Source organism: Microbacterium sp. ZOR0019, from assembly GCF_000800925.1.
GTDB classification, from domain to species: Bacteria; Actinomycetota; Actinomycetes; order Actinomycetales; family Microbacteriaceae; genus Microbacterium; species Microbacterium aurugineum.
Genome location: NZ_JRKC01000008.1, coordinates 1 through 23172, shown reverse-complemented (window position 1 = coordinate 23172; position 23172 = coordinate 1). Strand labels below are relative to the sequence as shown.

The 23172-nt window shown below is 70.0% G+C and carries 17 protein-coding genes and 1 pseudogene; 11 read left to right on the top strand and 7 right to left on the bottom strand.

The features are described from left to right. Nucleotides 1-144: 144 nt before the first annotated feature. From L978_RS02220 to L978_RS02200, 5 genes are all read left to right on the top strand, one after another. Nucleotides 145-1665 carry a DNA-3-methyladenine glycosylase 2 family protein gene (locus tag L978_RS02220; RefSeq protein WP_047519856.1) on the top strand — a complete coding sequence of 507 codons (1521 nt, stop codon included), beginning with the start codon at nucleotides 145-147 and terminating at the stop codon, nucleotides 1663-1665. Then, the gene (locus L978_RS02215; protein ID WP_047519854.1) at nucleotides 1662-2159 is read left to right on the top strand and encodes a methylated-DNA--[protein]-cysteine S-methyltransferase; all 498 of its coding nucleotides are present in this window, start codon (nucleotides 1662-1664) and stop codon (nucleotides 2157-2159) included. Before L978_RS02220 ends, L978_RS02215 begins: the two co-directional genes overlap by 4 nt. 324 nt (nucleotides 2160-2483) lie before the next feature. Beyond that, nucleotides 2484-4415, top strand: coding sequence for an ABC transporter ATP-binding protein (locus tag L978_RS02210; protein ID WP_047519852.1), 1932 nt, complete (start codon nucleotides 2484-2486; stop codon nucleotides 4413-4415). Then, nucleotides 4412-6226: an ABC transporter ATP-binding protein gene (locus L978_RS02205; protein WP_047519850.1), complete on the top strand. Its 1815-nt coding sequence runs from the start codon at nucleotides 4412-4414 to the stop codon at nucleotides 6224-6226. Before L978_RS02210 ends, L978_RS02205 begins: the two co-directional genes overlap by 4 nt. Before the next feature lie 121 nt (nucleotides 6227-6347). After that, the gene (locus L978_RS02200; RefSeq protein ID WP_047519848.1) at nucleotides 6348-7163 is read left to right on the top strand and encodes a hypothetical protein; all 816 of its coding nucleotides are present in this window, start codon (nucleotides 6348-6350) and stop codon (nucleotides 7161-7163) included. Nucleotides 7164-7265: 102 nt separating this feature from the next. On the opposite strand, the gene L978_RS02195 is transcribed toward L978_RS02200, so the two are convergent. After that, nucleotides 7266-7724: a GNAT family N-acetyltransferase gene (locus L978_RS02195; RefSeq protein ID WP_047519846.1), complete on the bottom strand. Its 459-nt coding sequence runs from the start codon at nucleotides 7722-7724 to the stop codon at nucleotides 7266-7268. 176 nt (nucleotides 7725-7900) lie between these two features. Here L978_RS02195 and L978_RS02190 point away from each other — a divergent pair, with 176 nt between their 5' ends. After that, complete coding sequence (locus L978_RS02190; protein ID WP_047519844.1) at nucleotides 7901-10120, top strand: NADP-dependent isocitrate dehydrogenase; 2220 nt, start codon at nucleotides 7901-7903, stop codon at nucleotides 10118-10120. A gap of 215 nt (nucleotides 10121-10335) precedes the next feature. On the opposite strand, the gene L978_RS02185 is transcribed toward L978_RS02190, so the two are convergent. Next, nucleotides 10336-11832 (bottom strand): L,D-transpeptidase family protein, encoded by a 1497-nt coding sequence (locus tag L978_RS02185; protein ID WP_052193271.1) that lies wholly within the window; start codon nucleotides 11830-11832, stop codon nucleotides 10336-10338. Between the two features lie 99 nt (nucleotides 11833-11931). Continuing rightward, on the bottom strand, nucleotides 11932-12336 hold the full coding sequence (locus L978_RS02180) for a RidA family protein (protein ID WP_047519842.1): 405 nt from the start codon (nucleotides 12334-12336) through the stop codon (nucleotides 11932-11934). 25 nt (nucleotides 12337-12361) lie between these two features. Between L978_RS02180 and L978_RS02175 the strand changes: the two genes are divergently transcribed. The 5 genes from L978_RS02175 to nagB all read left to right on the top strand — a co-directional run bounded on the left by L978_RS02175 (nucleotide 12362) and on the right by nagB (nucleotide 19884). Next, nucleotides 12362-13579 (top strand): alanine racemase, encoded by a 1218-nt coding sequence (locus L978_RS02175; RefSeq protein ID WP_231554950.1) that lies wholly within the window; start codon nucleotides 12362-12364, stop codon nucleotides 13577-13579. Beyond that, the gene (locus L978_RS02170) at nucleotides 13570-16836 is read left to right on the top strand and encodes a family 20 glycosylhydrolase (protein ID WP_047519838.1); all 3267 of its coding nucleotides are present in this window, start codon (nucleotides 13570-13572) and stop codon (nucleotides 16834-16836) included. The genes L978_RS02175 and L978_RS02170 overlap by 10 nt, the downstream gene beginning before the upstream one ends. 79 nt (nucleotides 16837-16915) lie before the next feature. Continuing rightward, nucleotides 16916-18103: an ROK family transcriptional regulator gene (locus L978_RS02165; RefSeq protein ID WP_047519836.1), complete on the top strand. Its 1188-nt coding sequence runs from the start codon at nucleotides 16916-16918 to the stop codon at nucleotides 18101-18103. 43 nt (nucleotides 18104-18146) lie between these two features. Further along, nucleotides 18147-19112, top strand: coding sequence for an ROK family protein (locus tag L978_RS02160; protein WP_197055606.1), 966 nt, complete (start codon nucleotides 18147-18149; stop codon nucleotides 19110-19112). Next, nucleotides 19105-19884, top strand: coding sequence for a glucosamine-6-phosphate deaminase (gene nagB, locus L978_RS02155; protein ID WP_047519835.1), 780 nt, complete (start codon nucleotides 19105-19107; stop codon nucleotides 19882-19884). Before L978_RS02160 ends, nagB begins: the two co-directional genes overlap by 8 nt. 15 nt (nucleotides 19885-19899) lie before the next feature. Here nagB and L978_RS02150 read toward each other — a convergent pair whose 3' ends face one another. From L978_RS02150 to L978_RS18870, 4 genes and pseudogenes are all read right to left on the bottom strand, one after another. Then, a complete protein-coding gene (locus L978_RS02150) occupies nucleotides 19900-20307 on the bottom strand; it encodes an NUDIX hydrolase (protein ID WP_047519834.1) in 408 nt (135 codons plus the stop codon). Continuing rightward, the gene (locus L978_RS02145) at nucleotides 20300-21664 is read right to left on the bottom strand and encodes an FAD-binding oxidoreductase (RefSeq protein WP_052193270.1); all 1365 of its coding nucleotides are present in this window, start codon (nucleotides 21662-21664) and stop codon (nucleotides 20300-20302) included. The genes L978_RS02150 and L978_RS02145 overlap by 8 nt, the downstream gene beginning before the upstream one ends. A 24-nt stretch (nucleotides 21665-21688) precedes the next feature. Then, on the bottom strand, nucleotides 21689-22060 hold the full coding sequence (locus tag L978_RS02140) for a YrdB family protein (protein ID WP_047519832.1): 372 nt from the start codon (nucleotides 22058-22060) through the stop codon (nucleotides 21689-21691). Between the two features lie 9 nt (nucleotides 22061-22069). Beyond that, nucleotides 22070-23172: pseudogene (locus tag L978_RS18870) on the bottom strand (hypothetical protein); the annotation flags it as partial.

Here is a 23172-nt window from a genome sequence, read left to right as displayed (position 1 = left end):
CCCCCGCTGCCCGCCGAGACCCCCGCCTGTCGACGTGTGCAGGCGGGGGTCTCGGCGGTGCGCGGGGGTCTCGGCAACGGAGTGTTCCACAGCCATGTCCGATTTCCGCCAGTCGAGGTCGGTGGGTCGTGACAGGGTGGAGGCATGAGCTTCCCCGTGACCGACTTCGACGAGCGCTATCGTGCGATCAGCGCCCGAGACACCCGCTTCGACGGGCAGTTCGTCACGGCCGTGCGCTCGACCGGGATCTACTGCCGCCCGAGCTGCCCCGCGCGCACGCCCCGACCGCAGAACGTGACGTTCTACCCGACCAGTGCAGCTGCACACGAAGCGGGCTATCGCGCGTGCAAGAGGTGCCTGCCCGAAGCTGCTCCCGGATCACCGGACTGGAACCTGCGCGGCGACACCGCGGCGCGGGCGATGCGGCTGATCTCCGACGGTGTCGTGGAACGGGAGGGCGTCCCCGGTTTGGCCGCGCGTCTCGGATACTCGAGCAGGCACCTCACCCGTCTGCTCAGCGCCGAACTGGGGGCCGGGCCTCTGGCCCTCGCGAGGGCGCATCGCGCGCACACGGCGCGGATGCTGCTGGTCGGCACCGACATGCCGATCTCCGATGTGGCCTTCTCGGCAGGCTTCGCCAGCATTCGGCAGTGCAACGAAACGATCCGTGAGGTGTTCGACCTCACCCCCGGCGAGCTCCGCGCACGACGCCGGACGCCGGCCATGTCAGCCCCCGGGGCGATCGACCTCGTGCTGCCGTACCGTGGTCCGCTCGACGCGAGCGGCATCTTCGCCTGGATGGCGGCGCGTGCGGTGCCCGGCGTCGAAGCGGTCTCCGAGTCGTCGTTCTCCCGGCACCTGCGCATGGCCGGAGGTGCGGCCTGGTTCGAGGTGCGGCAGGATCAGCGATCGGGCGTGCATCTGCGTGCTCGGGTGGCCCGGCTCGGGGACCTGGCACCGCTGGTCTCGACCGTGCGTCGCATCTTCGACCTGGACGCAGATCCGCTGGCGATCGATCAGGCGCTGTCCGCACATCCCGAGCTCGCCCCGCTCGTGGCCCGCACGCCGGGCATCCGGGTGCCTGGATCGGCCGACCCCCATGAGATGCTCATCCGCGCCATGATCGGGCAGCAGATCACCGTGGTCGCCGCCCGCACGGCGCTGACGGCGCTGACCGAGGCCCTGGGGGAGCGGACCGACGACGGGCTGCTGTTCCCGACCATGGCGGCCATCGCGGAGCACGGCGCCGAGGTGCTCCGTGGCCCGGCCGCGCGCATCCGGGCGATCACGGGTGCTGCCGCCGCCCTCGCCGACGGCTCGCTCACCCTCACGGTCGGTGACGACGGTCCGATGCAGCGTGAGCGGCTCCTGGCGCTGCCCGGCATCGGACCCTGGACGGCTGACTACGTGCGCATGCGGGTTCTCGGTGACCCCGACATCCTTCTTCCCGGCGATGTCGCGTTGCGGGCGGGCGCGGCGGCCTCCGGCATCCCCGGAGAGGCGCGGGCGCTCACCGCCTGGGCGGAGCGCGCGGCTCCCTGGCGCAGCTACCTCAGCGCACACCTCTGGCGCGCCGCGCCGGTGCGCCCGGCGAGGACTCGGCGTGCGGCACCCCCGACGCGTCCCGCTCGCACCGATCACACGACCTCGAAGGAGACCTCATGACCGCCCTCATCCAGACCATCGACACCCCGGACGGGGCCTTCACGATCCTCACCAACGACCGGCAGCGCGTGCTCGCCTCCGGGTGGACCTCCGATGTCGAGGCGATCCTCGGGCGGCTCTCGGCGGCGAACCGTCCCGTGCATGTGCGCGAGGGCGAGACCGACGCGGCAGCCGCGGCGCGGGCCTACTACGGCGGCGATCTGTCGGCGATCGACGCGGTCGCGGTCGCGCAGACCGGCACCGCGCTCCAACTCGCGGGATGGTCGGCTCTGCGTGCGATCGAACCCGGCGCTCCGCTCACCTACACCGGCTTCGCTGCACGGCTCGGCAACCCGAACGCCGTCCGGGCGGCGGCGTCGATCTGCGCACGCAACGCCCCGGCGCTCTTCGTGCCCTGCCACCGGGTGCTGCGGACGGACGGCAGTCTCGGCGGATTCGCCTGGGGACTGAGCGTGAAGGAGAGCCTGCTGGCGCGGGAGTCGATCGGCGTGTGAGTCGACGGCGGTCGCGGGCTCTTCCCGGTTCGTCGAACCTCCCTCGACGAATCGGGAATGACTCTTGCGTCCAGCTGGTTCACAGCAATAGGCTGGTGGGCTGTCGCGCCGACCGGACGACACCGCCGAGCCCTGAGGAGGACACCATGACATCGATCGCCACCGCGCGGATCGCAGCTCTCGGCTCGAACCCGGCACGGCCGCTCCTCTAGCGCCGCCCCGCTCCCTTTCTTCCGCACCGGATGCGAGAGCGGACTCCATGAGTCCGCTCTCGCATCCGACCCCACTCGCACTCGCTTTCCATACGAAACTCATCTGAGAGACATGTCCTCCTCGCCTTCCGCGCAGAACTCCTCGCCTTCCTCCACTCTTTCCACCCCGGCTGCACTGTGGCGCCTGAAGCCCTTCGTGAAGCCCGTCATCTGGCGGCTCGCCGGCGGTGCCGCCAGTGCGCTCATCGCCGCGCTCATCGCCCTGATGATCCCGATCGTCCTCGAGCAGATCATCTCCGGTCCGGTCCGGTCCGGAGAGATCAGCGCGATCGTCTGGGGCGCCGCGGCCGTCTTCGCGCTCGCCCTCGGCGAAGCGCTGATGGTCTGGCTGCGTCGTCAGTTCGTGCTCAATCCCTCGACCGAGGTCGAGTACAAGATGCGCACGGAGCTCTACTCGCGCCTGCAGACCCTTCCGGTGTCGTTCCACGACCGCTGGGGCTCCGGTCAGCTGCTCAGCCGCATGATGCAGGACATCGGTCTCATCCGTCGTTGGCTCGCATTCGGGTTGGTCCTGCTCGTCGTCAACGTGCTCACGATCATCATCGGTTCGATCCTGCTGTTCCGGTGGCACTGGCTGCTCGGTGCGATCTTCCTGGTGACCGCGATCCCGCTGTGGATCCGCGGCTACCTGTTCGAGAAGCGCTACGGCGCCCTGACCCGTCGCAGCCAGGATCAGGCCGGCGATCTCGCGACCAGCGTCGAGGAGAGCGTGCACGGCATCCGTGTGCTGAAGGCGTTCGGGCGCGGAAAGCATGCGCTCAGCCGTTTCAGCCGCCAGGCCGAGACCCTGCGCGAGACCGAGATGAGCAAGGCCGGCGCGATCGCGTCGATCTGGTTCTGGCTCGACCTCATGCCGCAGATCGCGTTCGGTCTCAGCCTGATGTCCGGGATCTGGCTGATCTCGCAGGGGCAGATCGATGAGGCTCAGCTGTTCGCCTTCTTCGCGATGGCCGTCGTGCTGCGCTGGCCCATCGAGTCGATCGGCTTCCTGTTCTCGTTCATGCTCGACGCCCGCACGGCCACCGATCGCGTGTTCGACATCTTCTCCGAGACCAACACCATCACCGACCCGGAGAACCCGGTGCACATCGCGCATCCGCGCGGAGAACTCGCGTTCGAGAACGCGCACTTCCGCTACCAGGACGCCGGTTCGCACGAGCGGGATCTGCTCGACGGTATCGACCTGGTCCTGCGTCCCGGGGAGACCATGGCGCTGGTCGGGCTCACCGGCAGCGGGAAGACCACGCTCACCACGCTCCCGACGCGTCTGTACGACGTGACCGGGGGAAGGGTCACGCTCGACGGCGTCGATGTGCGAGACCTCCCGCTCGCCGAGCTCCGCCAGCACATCGCCATGGCGTTCGAGGACGCGACGCTGTTCTCGGCGACCGTCCGCGAGAACGTGCTGCTCGGCCGCGCCGAACTCGACGTGCACAGCGAAGAGGGGGAGCGGGTGCTCCGCGAAGCCCTCGAGGTCGCTCAAGCGTCGTTCGTCGATGCGCTCCCCGAGGGCGTCGAGACCGTGATCGGTGAGGAGGGGCTCAGCCTCTCCGGTGGTCAGCGTCAGCGGCTCGCCCTCGCCCGCGCGGTGGCGGCGAAGCCGAAGGTGCTGGTGCTGGACGACCCGCTGTCGGCGCTCGACGTCGACACCGAGGCGCTCGTGGAGGAGGCGCTCCGGCACGTCCTCGCCGACACCACGGCCCTGATCGTCGCCCACCGCCCGTCGACGGTGGCACTCGCGGACCGGGTCGCCCTGCTCGAGAGTGGCCGCGTGACCGCGGTCGGCACGCACTCCGAGCTTCTGAAGACGAGCCGGCACTATCGGCATGTCATCTCCAGCCTGGAAGCGGAGGAGGCGGCGCGGACCGGAGCGATCCCGATCATCCGTGACGAGCAGCTCGCGGTCGCCGAAGAGGTCCGTGAGGGACTCGCGAAGCAGGCCGCGGACGAAGACCCGATCATCGAGAAGGAGGTGCAGCGATGAGCTCCGCCATCACCGGAACCCAGAACGAGGACCGTTCCGAGTACACCCGCGAGGAGAGCAAGGAGATCCGTCGTCGGTCCCTCCGACTGCTCGGTTCCCTGGTCCGCCCGCTGAAGCTGCAGATCGTGCTGGCCGCTGCGGTGCTGATCGTCTCGACCGCGCTGCAGGTCGCCGGACCGATCCTGATCAGCATCGGGCTCGACCGTGCGCTGCCGGCCGCGGTGAAGCAGGCCGACTGGATGCCGACCTTCATGATCGGCGGCATCTACCTGCTCGCCGGAGCGCTGGCCGCGGTGCTGATCGCCTGGTACGTGATCATCGCCGCCAAGCTCACCCAGGCGGTGCTGCTCGATCTGCGCAAGCGCATCTTCCTGCACACTCAGCGCCTGAGCCTGGAGTTCCACGAGTCCTACACGTCCGGCCGCATCATCTCGCGCCAGACCAGTGACCTGGACTCGATCAAGGAACTCCTCGACGGCGGACTGAACGAGCTCGTCTCCGGCGTGCTGTTCGGTGTGTTCACCTTCATCGCCCTCTGCATCTGGGACTGGCAGTCGGGATTGATCCTCGCGATCGGCGGCGTGCCGCTGTTCTACCTGATGCGCTGGTTCTACTCGCGCTCGCAGCTCGTCTACCGCGAGTCGCGCGTGATCAGCGCGAAGGTCATCGTGCAGTTCGTCGAGACCATGACCGGTATCCGCGCCGTGAAGGCCTTCCGCAAGGAGCCGCGCAACGACAAGGCGTTCCAGGAGATCGCGGGCGACTACCGCGATGTGAACCGTCGATCGATGCTGCTGTTCGGGACGTTCGAGCCCGGGCTGATGGGCGTCGCCGCGCTGGTCCTCGGCATCGTGGTGCTCTGGGGTGGGATCCGTGTCTCCGAAGGCGCACTCACGGTGGGCGTGCTGCTGTCGGCGGTGCTCTACGTGCGCAACTTCTTCGCGCCGATGCAGGAGATCGCGATGTTCCTGAACTCCTACCAGTCGGCGACGGCTGCGCTGGAGAAGGTGTCGGGTGTGCTCGAAGAGGTGCCGACGGTGCCGGACCCCGAGAAGCCGGTCGACCTCTGGGAGTCCCGCGGCCACATCCGGTTCGACGAGGTGACCTTCGGCTACAACGGCGAGAAGACGATCCTCCCGAACTTCTCGCTCGACATCCCCGCCGGCGAGACGATCGCTCTGGTGGGCACGACGGGCGCGGGCAAATCCACGCTGGCCAAATTGATCTCGCGGTTCTACGACCCCTCGGAAGGACGCGTCACACTCGACGGAGTGGACCTGCGCTCACTGCACCCGAAGGACCTCCGCCGCGCGATCGTGATGGTCACGCAGGAGGCCTACCTGTTCAGCGGCACGGTCGCCGACAACATCGCCCTCGGGAAGCCGGATGCCTCGCTCGAGGAGATCCGTGCGGCGGCGAAGGCCGTCGGGGCGGACGAGTTCATCTCGTCGCTTCCGGACGGGTACGGCACCGATGTGAACAAGCGCGGTGGGCGGGTCTCTGCGGGGCAGCGTCAGCTCATCTCGTTCGCGAGGGCGTTCCTGGCCGACCCGGCGGTGCTGATCCTCGATGAGGCGACGGCATCGCTGGACATCCCGTCGGAGCGTCTCATCCAGGACGCGCTGCAGACGCTGCTCAAGGACCGCACGGCGATCATCATCGCGCACCGCCTCTCGACCGTCGCGATCGCCGACCGGGTGCTGGTGATGGAGCACGGGAAGATCATCGAGGACGACAGTCCCGAGGCGCTGATCGGCGGCACGGGCAAGTTCGCCCAGCTGCACGCAGCGTGGCAGGGCACACTGGTCTGATGATGTCGTCGCTTCCTCCGCTGCGGACCCGGGCACGCCCCGAGCCCGCAGCGGGGGAGGTCCGTGTCGGAGCCTCCGGGCACGGGGTTCGGCGGACGCGCAGGCTCGGTAGCATCGAATCATGGACCCGTTGCTGCTCGCCGCCGAGTGGTGGTGGCTCGCGCCGACCGCGGCCGCGGCAGGAACGGTCGGCTGGATCGGCCTGCGCAGGCGGAGCACCATGAGCGGCCGGCGTCTCGAGGTCGATGCGGCGCGGCACGACCTCCGGATGGCCCAGGCTGCACTCGTCGAGCGGCGCGCGGCGCTCAAGGTCGCCCGCGCCGATCATGCCAGGGTCGTGGCGGAGCGTGCGGCGAGGCGGGCGTCCCCCGATCAGGTCGCGAGTTCCCGACGCATGCTGCGTGACGTCGAGCGCGACACCAAAGCGTGTGCGGCCGACGTCAAGGCCAAGCAGGCGAGGCTCCACGCCGCAAGAGCCGCTGTTCCCGCGGCTTCCGCTCCCCGTCCCCTCGACCGGTTGCGCTCCACGCATGATGCGGTGGTCGCCCGGTGGATGGTCTATGAGACCGACCCCGCGCGCCAGATCGCCTATCCCGAGATGACCGACGTCAAGCAGCCGGCGACGGTCGCGTATCTGCGTGCGTCGGAGCGGGCGAGCGAGCTCCGACGCGGGCTCGGGGATCGGCCGACACCCGCCGAGTTCGCCGCGTACCGGGATGCGGTGGCGGCGCTCGCGAGTGCCTTCGAGGTCGCCGAGCACGCGGCCCGGGTCAAGGCGGGAGAGGTGCCGGCGGCGCCCGCGTGGCAGGACGCGGCTCAGGATGCCATCGCTCGTTCGACCGAGGCGATCGAACGAGCGGCGGCCTCTGCGGCTTCGGCGCTGACCAACTGGGCCTCGCGAGGGCGCCGCGGAGACCCGCCCCGCAGCGATCGCTGACCACGCGAGGCGCACGCGGCCCCGAAGGTGCGTGGGAGCGGTCCCGCAGCCGAGGGCGACGAGGTCTCGATGGGGGAGGGGATTCGAGACCCCGCCGCCGGTCTAGGGCGTGACTCGGATCTCGGCGATGACCTCGCCGTAGGCGGTCTCGCCGACGGGCGTGAACCCGACGCGGTGGAAGAACGTCTCCGGACCGCCCTCTCCGGCCTCGTAGATCACGTTGACGTGGTCGACACCACGTTCGCGGGCTTCGTCGATGAGAGACTCGACCGCATACCGGCCGACGCCGCGTCCCTGATCGTCGGCGTCCACGTTGATGCGCCACAGCACGGAGCGGAAGTGCTCCTCCGGCGCTTCGTCGTCGAAGTTCGCGCTGACGAAGCCGACGACCTCGTTGCGGTCGAGGATCACCCGCTGCCAGGACGTCTTCGGATTGATGACCGTGGCCGCGATCCCGTACGAGACGGGAGCGAGGAACTGCTCCTGTCCGGGCTTGAGCGACAGGTTGTTCACGGCGACGATCGTCGCAGCGGAGAGTTCGACCATGCGCAGTTCGGACATGCACCCAGGCTAACCCCTCCGGCGCGGAGGCACACGTCCCCGCGGAACATTTCACTTCGGCGTGCTCGCGCATCATGCCCGGGAGGCGTCGGCGGCACCGGTCCGGCCACGCGGTCAGAGCCACTCAGGTATCTTGGTGTCGAGACAAATTGACTATCAGAGCGGAGAACCACCTGGTGACCGACGACGCCATCATCTACACGCACACGGACGAAGCGCCGGCGCTCGCCACCGCCTCGTTCCTGCCGATCATCCAGGCCTACACCGGCCAGGCAGGCATCGAGGTCGAGACTCGCGACATCTCGCTGGCAGGACGCATCCTCGCCGCCTTCCCCCAGAAGCTCTCGCCGGAGCAGCAGGTCGGCGATGCGCTCGCGGAACTGGGCGGACTCGCCACGCTCCCCGAGGCGAACATCATCAAGCTGCCGAACATCTCGGCGTCCATTCCCCAGCTCAAGGGCGCGATCGCCGAGCTGCAGGCGCAGGGCTACGACATCCCGGACTTCCCGGACGAGCCGTCGTCGCTCGAGGAGAAGGACGTCCGGGCCCGCTACGACCGCATCAAGGGCTCCGCCGTGAACCCGGTGCTGCGTGAGGGCAACAGTGACCGCCGCGCTCCTCTCGCGGTGAAGAACTACGCGAAGAAGCACCCGCACCGCAACAAGCCGTTCGCTGCGGGATCGAAGACCCGTGTCGCGACCCTCGGCCACGACGACTTCAAGCACAACGAGCGTTCCTGGGTCGCGGCCCACGACGACGTGCTCAGCTTCCGTCACACCGCGGAAGACGGCACGGTCACGGTGCTCAAGGAAGGACTGAAGGTCCTGCCGCGCGAGATCATCGACGCGACCTTCCTCTCAGCCACGGAGCTCGACGCGTTCCTCGCCGACACTCTGGCGGCCGCGAAGGCCGACGACGTGCTCTACTCGGTGCACCTCAAGGCCACCATGATGAAGGTCAGCGACCCGATCATCTTCGGTCACGTGGTGCGGGCCTTCTTCGCCGACGTGTTCGCGCAGTACGGCGATCAGCTCGCCGCTGCCGGGCTCAGCGCGAACGACGGCCTCGGATCGATCCTCAGCGGACTCGCGAACGTCGCGGGGGGCGAAGAGATCGCCGCGGCCTTCGACAAGGCCATCGCCGAGGGGCCGCGCCTGTCGTACGTGAACTCCGACAAGGGCATCACGAACCTGCACGTGCCGAGCGATGTGATCGTCGACGCGTCGATGCCCGCGCTCGTCCGCAACGGCGGCAAGCTCTGGGGCAAGGACGGGGAAGAGGCGGACACTCTCGCCGTCATCCCCGACTCCTCCTACGCGAGCGTCTACCAGGCCGTGATCGACGACGTGATCGCCAACGGTCCGCTCGACCCCGCCACGATCGGCACCGTTCCCAACGTGGGGCTGATGGCGCAGGCGGCCGAGGAGTACGGCAGTCACGACAAGACCTTCGAGATCGCGGCGGACGGCATCGTCCAGGTGCTCGACAGTGAGGGCACCGTCGTCATCGAGCACACGGTCGGCAAGGGCGACATCTGGCGCGCGACGCAGACCAAGCACATCCCGGTGATGGACTGGGTCCGACTCGCGGTCTCGCGTGCCCGTGCCACCGGCGACCCCGCGGTGTTCTGGCTCGACGCCAACCGCTCGCACGACGCGCAGATCATCGCCAAGGTGCACCAGGGGCTCGCGACGCTCGACACCAAGGGGCTGACGATCACGATCCTCGCGCCCGAGGAAGCCACGCGCTACACGCTCGCGCGCATGCGCCACGGCCTGGACACCATCTCGGTGACGGGCAACGTGCTGCGCGACTACCTGACCGACCTGTTCCCGATCCTCGAGGTCGGCACGAGCGCCAAGATGCTCTCGATCGTGCCGCTCCTCGCCGGCGGTGGACTGTTCGAGACGGGGGCGGGAGGCTCCGCACCCAAGCACGTGCAGCAGCTGGTGGAGGAGAACTACCTGCGCTGGGACTCGCTGGGCGAGTTCTTCGCGTTGGCCGCCTCGCTCGAGCACTTCGCCGACCGTACGGGCAACGAGAAGGCGCGGGTGCTGGCCGAGACCCTCGACGCCGCGACCGGAACCTTCCTCGAAGAGGACCGTTCGCCGGGACGCGCGCTCGGAACGATCGACAATCGCGGGAGCCACTTCTACCTGGGCCTGTACTGGGCGCAGGAGCTCGCGAAGCAGACGAAGGCCCCCGAACTCGCTGCGGCCTTCGCCCCCATCGCCGCGACGCTCACCGAGAACGAGGAGAAGATCGTCTCCGAGCTCAACGCGGTGCAGGGCGCGCGGGTGGAGATCGGCGGCTACTACCGTCCCGATGACGCCCTCGTCTCCGCTGTCATGCGCCCGTCCGTGACGCTGAACGGCATCGTCGACGCCCTGCGTTGATCCACGGGAAAGGGGGCGGATGCGTCGGCATCCGCCCCCTTTCCTGTCCCTGTTTCTTTCCGGATGCATGATCCCCGGCCACACGCATGACCCGGTCCGGGGGCGGGGTCATGCACGTGTGGTTCGGTCATGCCTCTGCGCGGCCGGCGCGCACAAGGCGGGCGAGGGGGCTGAGGAGGCACAGGCGTACCGCGCGGATCAGCGGTGCGTGCGGATCAGTAGTAGACGGAGATCTCGAGGCCCTCGGGGGACCAGTCGTAAACGTACTTGGCCAGATCGATCGGCAGGTTGACGCAGCCGTGGCTCATCCGCTGACCGAAGTTGTTGTGCCAGTAGGTGCCGTGGAAGCCGATGTTCGGGGCGAACCAGGTGATCCACGGCACGTCTTCCGTGCAGTAGGGCGCGCCCTCGAAGCAACCCATGTCCTGCATCGCCGTGTGTGCGAACACCCGGAAGTTGCCCGCCGGGGTCAGGGTGCCCGGAAGACCGGTGGAGACGGCCCAGGACTTGACGACCTCGTTGTTCTCGAAGAGGTACGTGCGCTGCTGGCTCAGGTTGATCTCGATACGACGGAAGAGGTTGACCGTCTCGAATGCGGTCTCGGTGACCGTGAGCTTGTAGACGCCGTCGCCCGCGGCGAGCTGCTGAGCGAACTCCGCCGCGACGTCTGAGGTGTCACCGAGCGCGCGGCCTGCGACGCCCTCCCGCTCGGCGCGGAGCATGGTGCCGCCGGAGTCGACGATGTTCGTGGCGTTGACCGGAGCGCGGTCGACGAGTCCGGGAAGCGTGTCGACGGTCGCCTGGATGGTCGCGGGGTCGGCCTCGATGCGCAGCTGGCCGTCTTCATCGATCACGGTGAGCCAGCTGGCGGCGACCGCCGGCGCGACGGGGACGGTGCGTTCGTCGCCCACGTAGAAGCCGACGGTCGACAGCATGGTGTTGAGGGAGGCGGCCGTGGCCGTGGCGTCGTCGTCGGAGACGGCGGGCAGGGCTTCGGCAGGACCACCCGGGTAGTCGAACGTCGCGCTCCCGCCGGCGACCGCGTCGGCGAAGGCGGCATTGAGATCGTCGACATCGATTCCGGTGCCGGCCTCGGACGGGGTGATGACGTAGGTGCCGGCGGCCGCGTCGAACACGACACCGGCGTCCACCGGATCGTCGAAGCTCGTCGGAACGGCGCTGCGCAGCGCCGCGGACGCGGTGTCGGCATCGAGGGTGATCTCGCCCGGGACGGGATCGCCCATCCACATGCCGAGATTCCAGAGCGGACGCTCTGCGAAAGCGGTGTCGGCGAGCGCGGTGGCGTCGACCGTGGCGCCGAGGTCTGCGCCGGTGAGCACGGTGTCTTCTCCCGCACCCGTCAGGGTGACCTCGGTCTGAGCGATCTGCGTGCTGACGGCCTCGGCGGCAGCGCCCGGCGTCATCCATCCGACCGGCACTCCGGCGACGGTGGTGCCCGGTGCGATGAGGACCAGGGATGCGGCGCCTGCGCCCAGAGCGACGGTGCCGAGACCGATGCCGACCCAGAGGCCGAGGTGCCGCTTCTTGGGGGCCGGTTCGATCGGAGCCCAGGCCAGCGGCTGCTCGCCGGTGGTGGGCGGCACGGCGTCGGTCGGCGCGTCTGACGGCGTGAGCACGGCTGTCGGGGCGGAGTCGTCTCCGTGCGCCTCGGCTGCGCCCGGCGCAGAAATCAGATCGGTCACGAACTTCACCCCCCGGTTCTCAAACGTGTCCTGGGGATCAATGGTACGGGATGGGAGGTAACGGGGAGGCAACGGTCCGTGGTATCGTCGCCCCCCGCGCTCCGGGGGTCAGTCGATGATGGCGATGCCGTCGATCTCGACGAGCATCTCCTCCCGCGGCAGGCCGGTGAAGACGGTGGTGCGCGAGGGGAGCACGCCGCTCGTGGTGTGTGCCGTGACGAACGCACCGTAGGCGTCGTTCATGATCGGGAAGTCCTCGCGCTTGGTGAGGTAGACGCGCAGCATCACGACGTCATCGAAGGTCGCGCCCGATGCCTCCACGATCGCCTTGACGTTCTCGAGGGTGCGAGTGGTCTGCGCGGCGACGTCCCCCGGGTGGAGGTATTCGTTCGTCTGCGGGTCGACGGGGCCCTGCCCGGAGACCTGCACGAACGGACCCTTGCGGATCCCCTGGGAGAAGGTGTGGGCGGGGGCGGGGGCGGCGTCGGTGGAAACTCGGATCTTCGCGGTCATGCCGCCAGCCTAGTAGCCTTGTTAGATGCCTCTACAAATTCCGGATCCCGTTCTCGGCGCCTGGACGAAGGGCTTCCCGGCACGCGCCGCGGGACTCCGTCTCTCGGAGGTGCCCGATGCCGGACTGCGCCTCTCCGATCTGGTCACCCCGGTGCTCACGGTGCACGAGGAGGCGCTGGGGCACAACGAGGAGACCGTGTTCGCCTGGGCGAAGGAGAAGGGGGTGCTGCTCGCCCCGCACGGCAAGACCACGATGGCGCCGGCGCTTTGGCAGCGGCTCCTCGACGCGGGGGCATGGGGCATCTCGGTCGCCACGCCGTGGCAGGCCGAGGTGGCGATCGACGCGGGCGTCCCGACCGTCCTGATCGCCAACGCCGTCACCGACCGCGCCGCCGTGCGTCGACTCGGTGAGCTGCTCGCCGCCGACGAGGATCTGCGCGTCCTGTGCGGGGCGGACTCGCTCGCCGGGGTCGAGATCCTGGCGGCGGGGATGGGTGATGCGGCACGACCGCTCGATGTCCTCGTCGAGCTGGGCGACACCCACGGCCGTACGGGCGCGCGGACCGTGGCGGAGGGGGAGCGGATCGCTCAGGCGATCTCGGACGCCCCCGGTCTCCGGCTCGCCGGTGTCACGGGTTACGAGGGACCTTTCGGACCGGATCGCAGTGACGCGTCCATCGAGGCTGTCGACGCCTACCTCCGGACCCTGGTCGCGCTGCATACGAGGGTGGAGTACCCCGAAGGTATCCGGCCCGTGCTCAGTGCCGGCGGCAGCGCGTTTCCCGACCGCGCGGCGGCTGTGCTTTCCTCCGCGGGAGCCGCGGCGGATGTCGTCCTCCGCTCGGGCGCGTTCCAGATCCACGACGACGGCTTCTATTCGCGGATGTCCCCGTTCGGCCCCGTGACCGGTACCGCGCCGCTTCGCTCCGCGATGCACGCCTGGTCCCGCGTCGTGTCGCAGCCGGAGGACGGACTCGCCCTGCTCGATGCGGGTCGGCGGGATGTGCCGTTCGATCTCGACCTGCCCGTGCCGCAGTCCGTCGAGGGGGAGATCACCGCCCTGAACGACCAGCACGCCTTCCTCCATCTCGCGGACGGCGCGGCGGTGGACGTCGGCGACGTCGTGCGTCTCGGTCTCTCACACCCGTGCACGGCGTTCGACAAGTGGCGGGTGGTCGCGGTCATCGACGATCCCGACGCCGCTGATCCTCGCGTGATCGGAGCGGTCGCGACATGCTTCTGAGCGCGGAGAAGGCTGCGGTCGGGCTGGTGCGGGTGTATCGCTCAGCGACGGTCGTCGATGGGACGGGTGCCGCCCGCTTCGTTGCCGACGTGGCGGTCGAAGGGGCCCGGGTCGTCGCGGTCCTGCCGGTCGCCGAGCCGGACGATGTCCTCGACCTTCCGGACGGGGCGATCGAGATCGACGCGCGCGGTCTCGTGCTCGCCCCCGGATTCATCGACATGCACGCCCACAGCGAGCTCGCGGTGCTGAGCGGCACCGCCCACGACGCGAAGATCCGGCAGGGCGTGACGACCGAGGTCCTCGGCCAGGACGGTCTCGGCTATGCGCCGCTCGACGACGCCACCGCCGCGGTCATCCCGGGCCAGATCGCCGGATGGAACGGGATGCCCGCCGACACGCCCTGGCGCACCATGGACGACCTCCTCTCCGCGATCGACGCGGCGACGGTCGCGAACGCCGCTGTCCTCGTGCCCCAGGGCAACCTCCGGATGATGGTGGTCGGTCACGAGAACCGTCCGGCGACCGCCGAGGAGATCACCGCGATGGCGGAGCTGCTGGGCGCTGCTCTCGACGCCGGCGCCTTCGGGATGTCGAGCGGCCTCACCTACACGCCCGGGATGTATGCCGACGTGGCCGAACTCGAGGCGCTGTGCCGGGTCGTCGCCGAGCGCGGCGGATACTGGGCGCCGCACACCCGCAGCTACGGCGGGGGAGCGCTCGAGGCCTACCGGGAGGCGCTCGACATCGGTCGCCGCACCGGCTGCCCCGTGCATCTCACGCACGCCACGATGAACTTCGCTCCGAACAAGGGACGCGCCGGAGAACTGCTGGCAGTGATCGACGGGGCCATCGCCGACGGTGTCGACGTGACCCTGGACACCTACCCCTACCTGCCCGGTGCGACGACGCTCGCGGCTCTGCTGCCGAGCAGGCTGGCAGCGACGGGCGACCTGCTGCGTGTCATCTCGGATCTCGACGCCGCCGGCCGCGAAGCCGTGCGCGTAGAGCTCGAGGACATCGGCTGCGACGGGTTCCACGGCGAGACGGCGGACTGGACGCAGATCCAGATCTCCGGCACCGCGAACCCCGCACTCGCCGATCTTGTCGGTCGCACGGTGGCGGAGATCGCCGAGACGGCCGGACGACGGCCCGTCGATGTCGTGCTCGACACCGTGCTCGACGATGCCGGTGCCACCGGGATCCTGATGCACATCGGTGATGAGGAGAACGTCCGCGCGATCATGCGCCATCCGCAGCACTCGGGCGGAAGCGACGGGATCCTGATCGGCGCCCGACCGCACCCGCGGGGCCGTGGCACCTTCCCGCGGTACCTCGGACACTACGTGCGCGAGCTCGGAGTCCTCACGTTGGAGGAAGCTGTCCAGCACCTTTCCGCGACGCCGGCGCGTCGCTTGGGCCTCGACCGCGGAGACGCCCCGCGCGGCGTCATCCGGCAGGGAGCGATCGCCGACCTGGTGCTGTTCGATCCGGAGACGATCGCCGCGGGCGCCACCTTCGACAGCCCCTTCACCGCTCCGCAGGGCATCGTCGAGGTGCTGGTCGACGGCGTGGCCGTGGTCTCCGACGGCGAACCCACGGGGGCCGCGCCGGGGCGGGCGCTGAGGATGCCACCGGCGGCACATCGGTCGACGGTGCCCCGCGTCCGGGCGCGCATCGATGCTGCGGAGCCCGGCTTCGTCTGGACGAGCGGGACACCGATCGTCGGGTCACCGGACGTCGCCCCCGCGATCGCGCGGCTGGGCGGCGGAGGGCACGATGCCGCCGCCGCACCCATCCGGCTGCTCATCGACGGTGACCTCGGCGCCGCGGCGGCGTCGGACGGTCGTATCGCCGACGAGGCCTTCCGCGTGCGCGTGGACGCCGACGGCATCGAGGTCCGGGGCGCGAGTGCGGCCGGGGTGTTCCGGGGCGCCACGGTGCTGCGACAGCTGCGCGATCCGGATGCGGAGTCGGCGCTGATCCCGGCCGGTGCGTGGGAGGGGGCGCCCGCATACGGCTGGCGCGGGGTCATGCTCGATGTGGCGCGGCACTTCCGGCCGGTCGACGAGGTGCGTCGGGTGATCGACCTCCTCGCCGAGCACCACCTCAACGTCCTGCATCTGCACCTCACCGATGACCAGGGGTGGCGCTTCGAGGTTCCCGGCTACCCGCTGCTCACCGAGGTCGGCTCGCGCCGAGAAGCGACGCAGCGCGGTCATGGTCCGCTCGCCACCGTCGAGCCGGGCGTGCATGAGGGGTATTACACGACCGCAGAGCTGCGCGAGCTCGTCGCCTACGCGGCCGATCGCTTCGTGACGCTCGTGCCGGAGGTCGAGCTGCCCGGCCATGTCCAGGCCGCGCTCGCCGCCTACCCGCAGCTCGGCAACGTCGATGTCGCCGAGCCGGCTGTCTCCGCGTGGGAGCGCTTCGGGGTCAATCCCCGCACCCTCGCGCCGACCGAGGCCGCGCTGGCGTTCGGGCGCGCGGCGATCGATGCCCTGTGCGAGGTGTTCTCGTCGGAGTGGATCGGGATCGGCGGCGATGAGGTCCCCGTGACCGAGTGGGCGGAGAGCCCGGCGGCTGCCGCGCGGATGACGGAACTCGGACTCGCCACCCCCTACGACGTGCAGCCGTGGTTCACGGCGCACTTCGTCGCGCACGTCCGGGCCAGAGGGCGCACGGCGCTCGCGTGGGACGAGGTGCTCGAGGGCGAGGTGCCGGAAGGCGTGCGGATCCTCGCCTGGCGGGGGCCGGTGGCGATGCGCGCTGCCCTGTCGCGCGGGATCCCCGTCGTGGCCTGTCCCGACCTCGAGGCCTATCTCGACTACCCGCAATCGGAGTCGGCGGAGGAGCCGATCAGGGTGGGGCCGCCGTTGACGATCGAGCGCGCGTACACGCTTCGCGTCGAGGAGGGCGCGGTGGGCGGTCAGGCCAACGTGTGGAGCGAGCATCTGCCCACCCGTGACCGTGTCGACTTCGCGATGTTCCCGCGGCTCGCGGCGATCGCCGAACGGCTCTGGGAGGGCGGCGACCCGGCACCGTACGCCGACTTCGCTCGGCGCCTTCCGACCCATCTGCGCCGTCTGCGCGCCGCGGGTGTGCGGTATCGTCCCTTGGATGGGCCCACGCCCGATCAGCGTCGCCCGGGAGTGCCCGGCAAGCCCCTCACGATCGAGGCCAGGGAGGGGATCGTCGCCGGCCTGGTCGCCCGTCTCAGGGAGCGCTCGGAGAGCACTCCCGTCGAGCATCGAAAGTAATGTAACGTTTCGGTAACCCTCCTCGCGGGTCTGCGGGGAGAGGTTGCACAAATTTTGTTCGTAAGGTCTACTAACAAACATGTCCGTTTCGGATGAACAGCGTCCCGCCTCGCCGGTGGAGTACCTCGGCGTGAACACGCATGCCTTCGGCCCGGGGCGCCACCTGCGGTCCCGCTCGAAAGTGCTTCCGGAGCACGCGCGCGGACACAACCGCGCCCTGGTCCTGCAGACGCTGTACCACGCGGGAGCCATGAGCCGCGCTGACCTGTCCCGCGAGACGGGGCTGACCCGGGTGACCATCTCCGACCTGGTCGCCGAGTTCATCGCAGACGGCATCGTCATCGAGATGGGCGTCCGCGAGGCCGTCGGCCCCGGCAAACCGCCGATCCTCATCGACATCGACCGCTTCGGTCACCAGATCCTCGGTCTCGATCTCTCCGGCCCCAGCGCCTTCACCGGTGCCGTCCTGAGCCTCGACGGCGACGTGCTCGAACGTCGTGAGGTGCCGCGCCCGGAGTCGCCCGACGGCGAAGCCGCCTATGCAGCGCTGCGCGAGCTTGCGCAGACGCTCATCGCCGCCTCCACCCAGCCGTTGCTGGGCGTCGGGATCGGCACGCCCGGTGTGGTGCGGCCGGACGGGGTCGTGCTGAGCTCACCGAACCTCGGATGGACGAACTTCCCGCTCGAAGCGAAGCTCGGGGTCGATCTCGACCTTCCCGTGCTCGCCAGGAACGATGCCAACGCCGCCGTGTTGGCCGAGTACACCTTCGGCGAAGCCAAAGCTGACTTCATGCTCATCAAGATCGGACGCGGCGTCGGTGCCGGTCTCATCACCGGAAGCCAGCCGCTGCTCGGGAGCCGCTTCGCCGCGGGGGAGATCGGACACGTCGTCGTCGGCACCGACGGCGGACCGCGATGCGCCTGCGGCAAGGACGGCTGCCTCGAGGCCTGGCTGAGCGTCAGCCGCCTGGGTGCCGCGATCGCTGCCGACCCCGACTCCCGCGACGACATCCTCCGTGATGCCGGAACCCGCATGGCGATCGCCATCGCCCCCATCGTCGCCGCGCTGGACCTGTCCGAGGTCGTCCTGTCCGGTCCGGCCGACCTGCTCGACGGCATCCTGATCGACGCCGCCATCGAGACCCTCCACGCACGGACCCTCGAGGGCGTGTTCGAAGACGTCATCGTGCGCTTGACGCACCAGGACGACATCGTCCTGCGCGGTGCTGCGGTGATGGTGCTCTCCGGACAGCTGGGAGTGTCGTGACGTCCGCCTGCACCGACGCCGACACCACGGGGAGCCGCATCCGATGAAGGGTGCAGGAGCCGCCGACCGAGCCGGTCGGCAGATTCGAGTGGGCCTGGACGTCGGCGGCACCAAGATCGACGCGGTCGCCGTCGACGCCACCGGCGAGATCATCGGTCGCCACCGCCGGCCGACCGGATGGGGCGAGGAAGCGGTCGTCGAGAGCATCGTGGCGTCGGTCGCCGCGCTCGCCGACGAGGCCGGTCTTCCGATCTCGCGCATCGGCTCCGTCGGCATCGGGATCCCGGGGCTGGTCGACGCCGAAGCGGGGCGCGTCGTCCACGCGGTCAATCTCGGCGTGGAGTCGCTCGATCTCGCGGATCGGGCCGAGCGCGCCCTCGGAGTGCCCTTCCGCGTCGAGAACGACGTGAAGGCGGCGGCCCTCGGGGCGGCCGTGCTCAGCGGGGTCACCGGGTCGATGGCATATCTGAATCTCGGTACCGGCGTCGCGGCCGGGATCGTGCTCGACGGACGCATCTGGCGCGGTGCGCGCGGGACGGCCGGTGAGGTCGGGCACATCTCGGTCGATCCGCGCGGACGGCTCTGCGGCTGCGGGCAGCGCGGCTGTGTCGAGACCTTCTGCGGTGGGGGAGCACTCGCCAAGGCCTGGGGGCGGCCGGGGGCGCTGCCGATCAGGGACATCTTCGATGCCGCCGACGCCGGCGATCCCCTGGCGTCCGCCCTTCGCGATGATCTGTACCACGGCGCTGCGGCCGCGGTGCGTGTGCTCGTGCTCTCGGCGGATGTCGAGACCGTCATCATCGGGGGCGGGCTCACCGCGCTCGGTGACCGTCTCGAGAACGGCGTCCGCGCAGCGCTGCATGCGGGGGCGGAGGCGTCACCGTTCATGCGGTCGCTCCGCTTGGATGAGAGAATCGAACTGCTCCCCGCGGGATCTCCCGCTGCCGCTTTCGGCGCCGCACTCGTCGGCGCATCCATCACCGAGAAGGAGATCGTCCCGCATGGCTGAGGTCGTCATCGTCGAGAATGCCGAGGCCGCCGGCGCATTGGTCGCCACCGAGATCGTGGAGCTGATCGAGCGTCGTGCCGACGCCGTCCTCGGCCTCGCAACGGGATCGACTCCGCTGCCCGTGTACCAGGCTCTGCGCGCCCAGCTCGCCGGTCGTGATCTCTCGCAGCTGCGAGGCTTCGCCCTGGACGAGTACGTCGGCATCGATCCCGCGCACCCGGAGAGCTACCGGTCGGTCATCTCGCGCGAGGTCGTGGAGCCGCTCGGCCTCGATCCGGAGCGGATCCATGTGCCCAACGGTGCGCTCGCGACGATCCAGCACGCGGGTGACGACTACGAGGCCGCGATCGACGCCGCCGGCGGTGTCGACCTGCAGATCCTCGGGATCGGCACCGACGGGCACATCGGCTTCAACGAGCCGGGTTCCTCGTTCGCCTCGCGCACCCGTGTCAAGACCCTCACCGAGCAGACCCGCGAAGACAACGCCCGCTTCTTCGACTCGATCGACGACGTGCCGATGCACTGCATCACGCAGGGGCTCGGCACCATCCTGAAGGCGCGCCACCTCGTGCTGCTCGCGTTCGGCGAGGGGAAGGCCGACGCCGTCGCCCGCGCGGTCGAAGGGCCGCTCACCGCGCTCCTCCCGGGTTCTGCGATCCAGCTGCACCCGCACGCCACGGTCGTCGTCGACGAGGCCGCGGCGTCTCGCCTCGCCCTGGCCGACTACTACCGCTACACCTTCGCGAACAAGCCGGCCTGGCAGGGCATCTGACGCCGGAGGAGGCGGTCAGTCCGCGAGCGGGGGCCAGGCGATCGGCAGCAGGTGCTCGATGCTCAGGGGCGCCAGCGGAAGTGTCGCGACATCGCTCGGGGTGATCCACCGCAGCTCGGCCAGCTCCGCCTGGACTGTCACGGATCCGGGATCGAGGGAGGCGGCGAAAGCCTCGGCCACGACACGGTGACCCGGCTCGTTCGCGGCCGCGGAGATGAAGGTGCCGAGGGGGCGGAGGTCGGACTCGTCGAGCAGCACCCCCAGTTCCTCGTGCAGCTCGCGGATCAGGGTCTGCGCCGCCGTCTCACCCTGCTCGGGTTTGCCGCCCGGCTGCATGAACCGGGTCGTCCCCTGTTTGCGCACGACCAGGACCCGGCCCTCGTCATCCGCGATCACGGCCGCGCTCACGTGGATGTCAGGCATCGGGGCTGAAGACCTTCCCGGGGTTGAGGATGCCGAGCGGGTCGAACACCGCGGCGATCTGACGCTGCAGCTGCCACTGGTCATCGCCCAGCTCGTCGGCGAGCCAGCGGCGCTTGAGGACCCCGATGCCGTGCTCACCGGTCAGGGTCCCGCCCAATCGGATCGCTGCGCGGAACAACTCGTCGGCCGCGGCCCAGACCTCCGGCGGTGCCTCAGGACCGTCGAAGAGGAAGTTCGGGTGCAGGTTTCCGTCGCCGGCGTGCGCCACGGTCGGGATCGTCAGCGCGTACTCCTGCTCGATGCGCGCGATCTCGTCGAACATCGCGGGCATCGCACTGCGCGGCACCGAGACGTCCTCGATGAGTGTGGTGCCGAGCGACGCCATCGCGGCGTGCATGGACCGGCGGATCGCCAGCAGCCGTTCCCCTTCGGCGCGGTCGCGCGAGACGACCGTGACCCCCTCGTGGGCGCGGAGGATCCCGGCGATCGTGGCGGCCTCGGCGACGGCCGCGGGGCCATCGGTCTGGATGGTCAGCTGGGCCGCCCCTGACGTGGGGGCGGGGAGCGAGAGCAACGCGTGCACGGCCGCGAGGCTGGCCGCGTCCATCAGCTCCATGATCGCCGGTTGCACGCCTGCGGCGGTCACCGCGGCGGAGGCCGCCGCAGCGGCGCGGACGCCGGGGAAGGTGGCGGTGATCGTGCAGGTCTCGCCCGGGACGAGCCTGCGCAGTTTCAGCGTCGCTCCGACCACCACGCCCAGAGTGCCCTCGGAGCCGACGACCAGCGCGGTGAGGTCGAGTCCCGTCACGCCCTTGACACTGCGATGCCCGAGATGCAGCAGCCTGCCGTCGGCGAGGACGAGGTCGACGCCGAGCACGGCATCGCGCACGACACCGTACTTGGCACACAGCAGTCCGCCCGCGCCGGTGGCGATGTTGCCGCCGACCGTGGAGATGTCGCGGCTCGCGGGGTCGGGCGCCCACCAGAGCCCGTGCCGTGCGAGTTCGGTGTTGAGGTCGGCGTTGAGGATGCCCGGCTCGACGACGGCGAGCAGGTCGTCGGGACGCACCTCGTGGATCTTGGTCATGCGCCGCAGGGACAGCACGATCTCGCCGCTGCCGGCGTTCGCCGCGCCGGCCAGACCGGTCCCGGCACCGCGGACGACGACCGGCGTACGGGTCTCGGTGGCGATGCGCATGGTCTTCTGGACGTCTTCGACGCATTCCGCGTGCACGACGGCGAGAGGGCGTCCGGGGGCCGCGTGGCCCGATCGATCGGCTCTGGCTTCCTCGAGCGAGGCCTCGTCGGTGTCGATGAGCGCGCCGAGCGACTCCCGCAGAAGAGTCAGAACAGTCACGACAGGGCACTCACGACAGGGCACTCACGACAGTGCGCGCCGACCGCTGAGCACCCCGGACACCACGGCCACGAGCGCGAAAGCCGTGCCGATCAGGGCCTGTCCCATCGACCACCACGCGATGGTCACACCGACGTAGATGAGCAGCTCGACCGCGGCGCGAAGGAACGGGTGCACACGGAGGACCGCCCGTGGCGAGAGGAACAGCGCCCAGATCACGACCACGATGACGGGTGCCCCGATGCCGACGATGATGTTCCACGGGAGGTCCCAGCTGGCGAAGCCCCACAGCGCGAGCGAGGCCACGGCGACGACCAGTACGACGGCGCGGACGATGTCGAGGACGGAGAAGGTCGGGCGGTCGACACCGGGGACGGGGGCGGAATCCGAGGGCATGGATCCAGTCTATTCGTCGGCGGGAGCGTCCTCGGCCGGGGCCATGGAGTCATCCGCTGCTCCGGTGCCGGGCGCAGCGGATTCGGGAGCCGTGGACGCGGCAGGCTCGACCGCGGCGGGGTCCGTCTCCTGCGGGGTAGCCTCCGTGGGCCCCTCGTCGGCAGGCGCGTGGTCCACGGGGGTCTCGTCGGCAGGCGTCGTGTCGTCCGTCGGCGTCGTGTCGTTCGTGGACTCGTCGACCGGCGTCTCTTCTGTCGGGGGCTCCTCTGCCGGGGGCTCCTCGGCGTTCGGTTCCTCGGTCGCGGGGTCCTCGGTGTCCGGCTCCTCCGTCGGCGGAATCTCCCAGTCGCCCAGGAACTGGATCCCCGTGTAGCCGCCCTCGCGGCTGAAATCCAGGAGCGGCAGGTCGATCGATCCCGCCCACTCTCCCGACGAGAGAGTGTGGATGACGGTGACCTTCGTCGCCTCGGGATCGGCGTTCTGCGCGACGGTCGGTGAGAAGACGAGCGTCCCCTGGCCGAACTCATCGAGGACGATGGTGTCGCCGCCGTCCGGGCTGTCGTCGAGCAATCCCTCGACGGTCGCGCCCGGTGCGCCGAAGATGTTCACGGAGTACTCCGCGACCTCCGGATCCGGGGGATCCACCGGCGGCACGGGGTCGACCGGCTCGGGAGGCACGACCGGAGCCACCGGGGCCACCGGAGCGACCGGAGGGGTCTCGACCGGTGGGGCTGCGTCCGCGGCGGGCGTCCTGGTCTCCTCCACAGGAGGGACCGGCGCGGGCGGAGGGGTGACCGGCTCGTCGATCACGACGGGCTCTTCGAGCGTCATCGACTCATCGGGTCCGACGTCCGAGGTGATCGACGACGGGTCGGTGTCGCCGGCACTGGGCAGCGACGTCTCCGGGTTCGCTCCGGCGAGTCCGGGGAGGATCGTCGCCGCAGCGACGACGCCGGCCACGACCAGAGCCGCTGATCCCGCTCCCACGAGTGCGCCGATCCCGGTGAAGACTCCGCCGGAGGCACCCACGCCACCGGCACCGCCACCTGCGGCGCCGCCCGAACCTGCGCCACCGCCGGAACCCGTGCCCGCGCCGGACGCGGCCGTGCCTG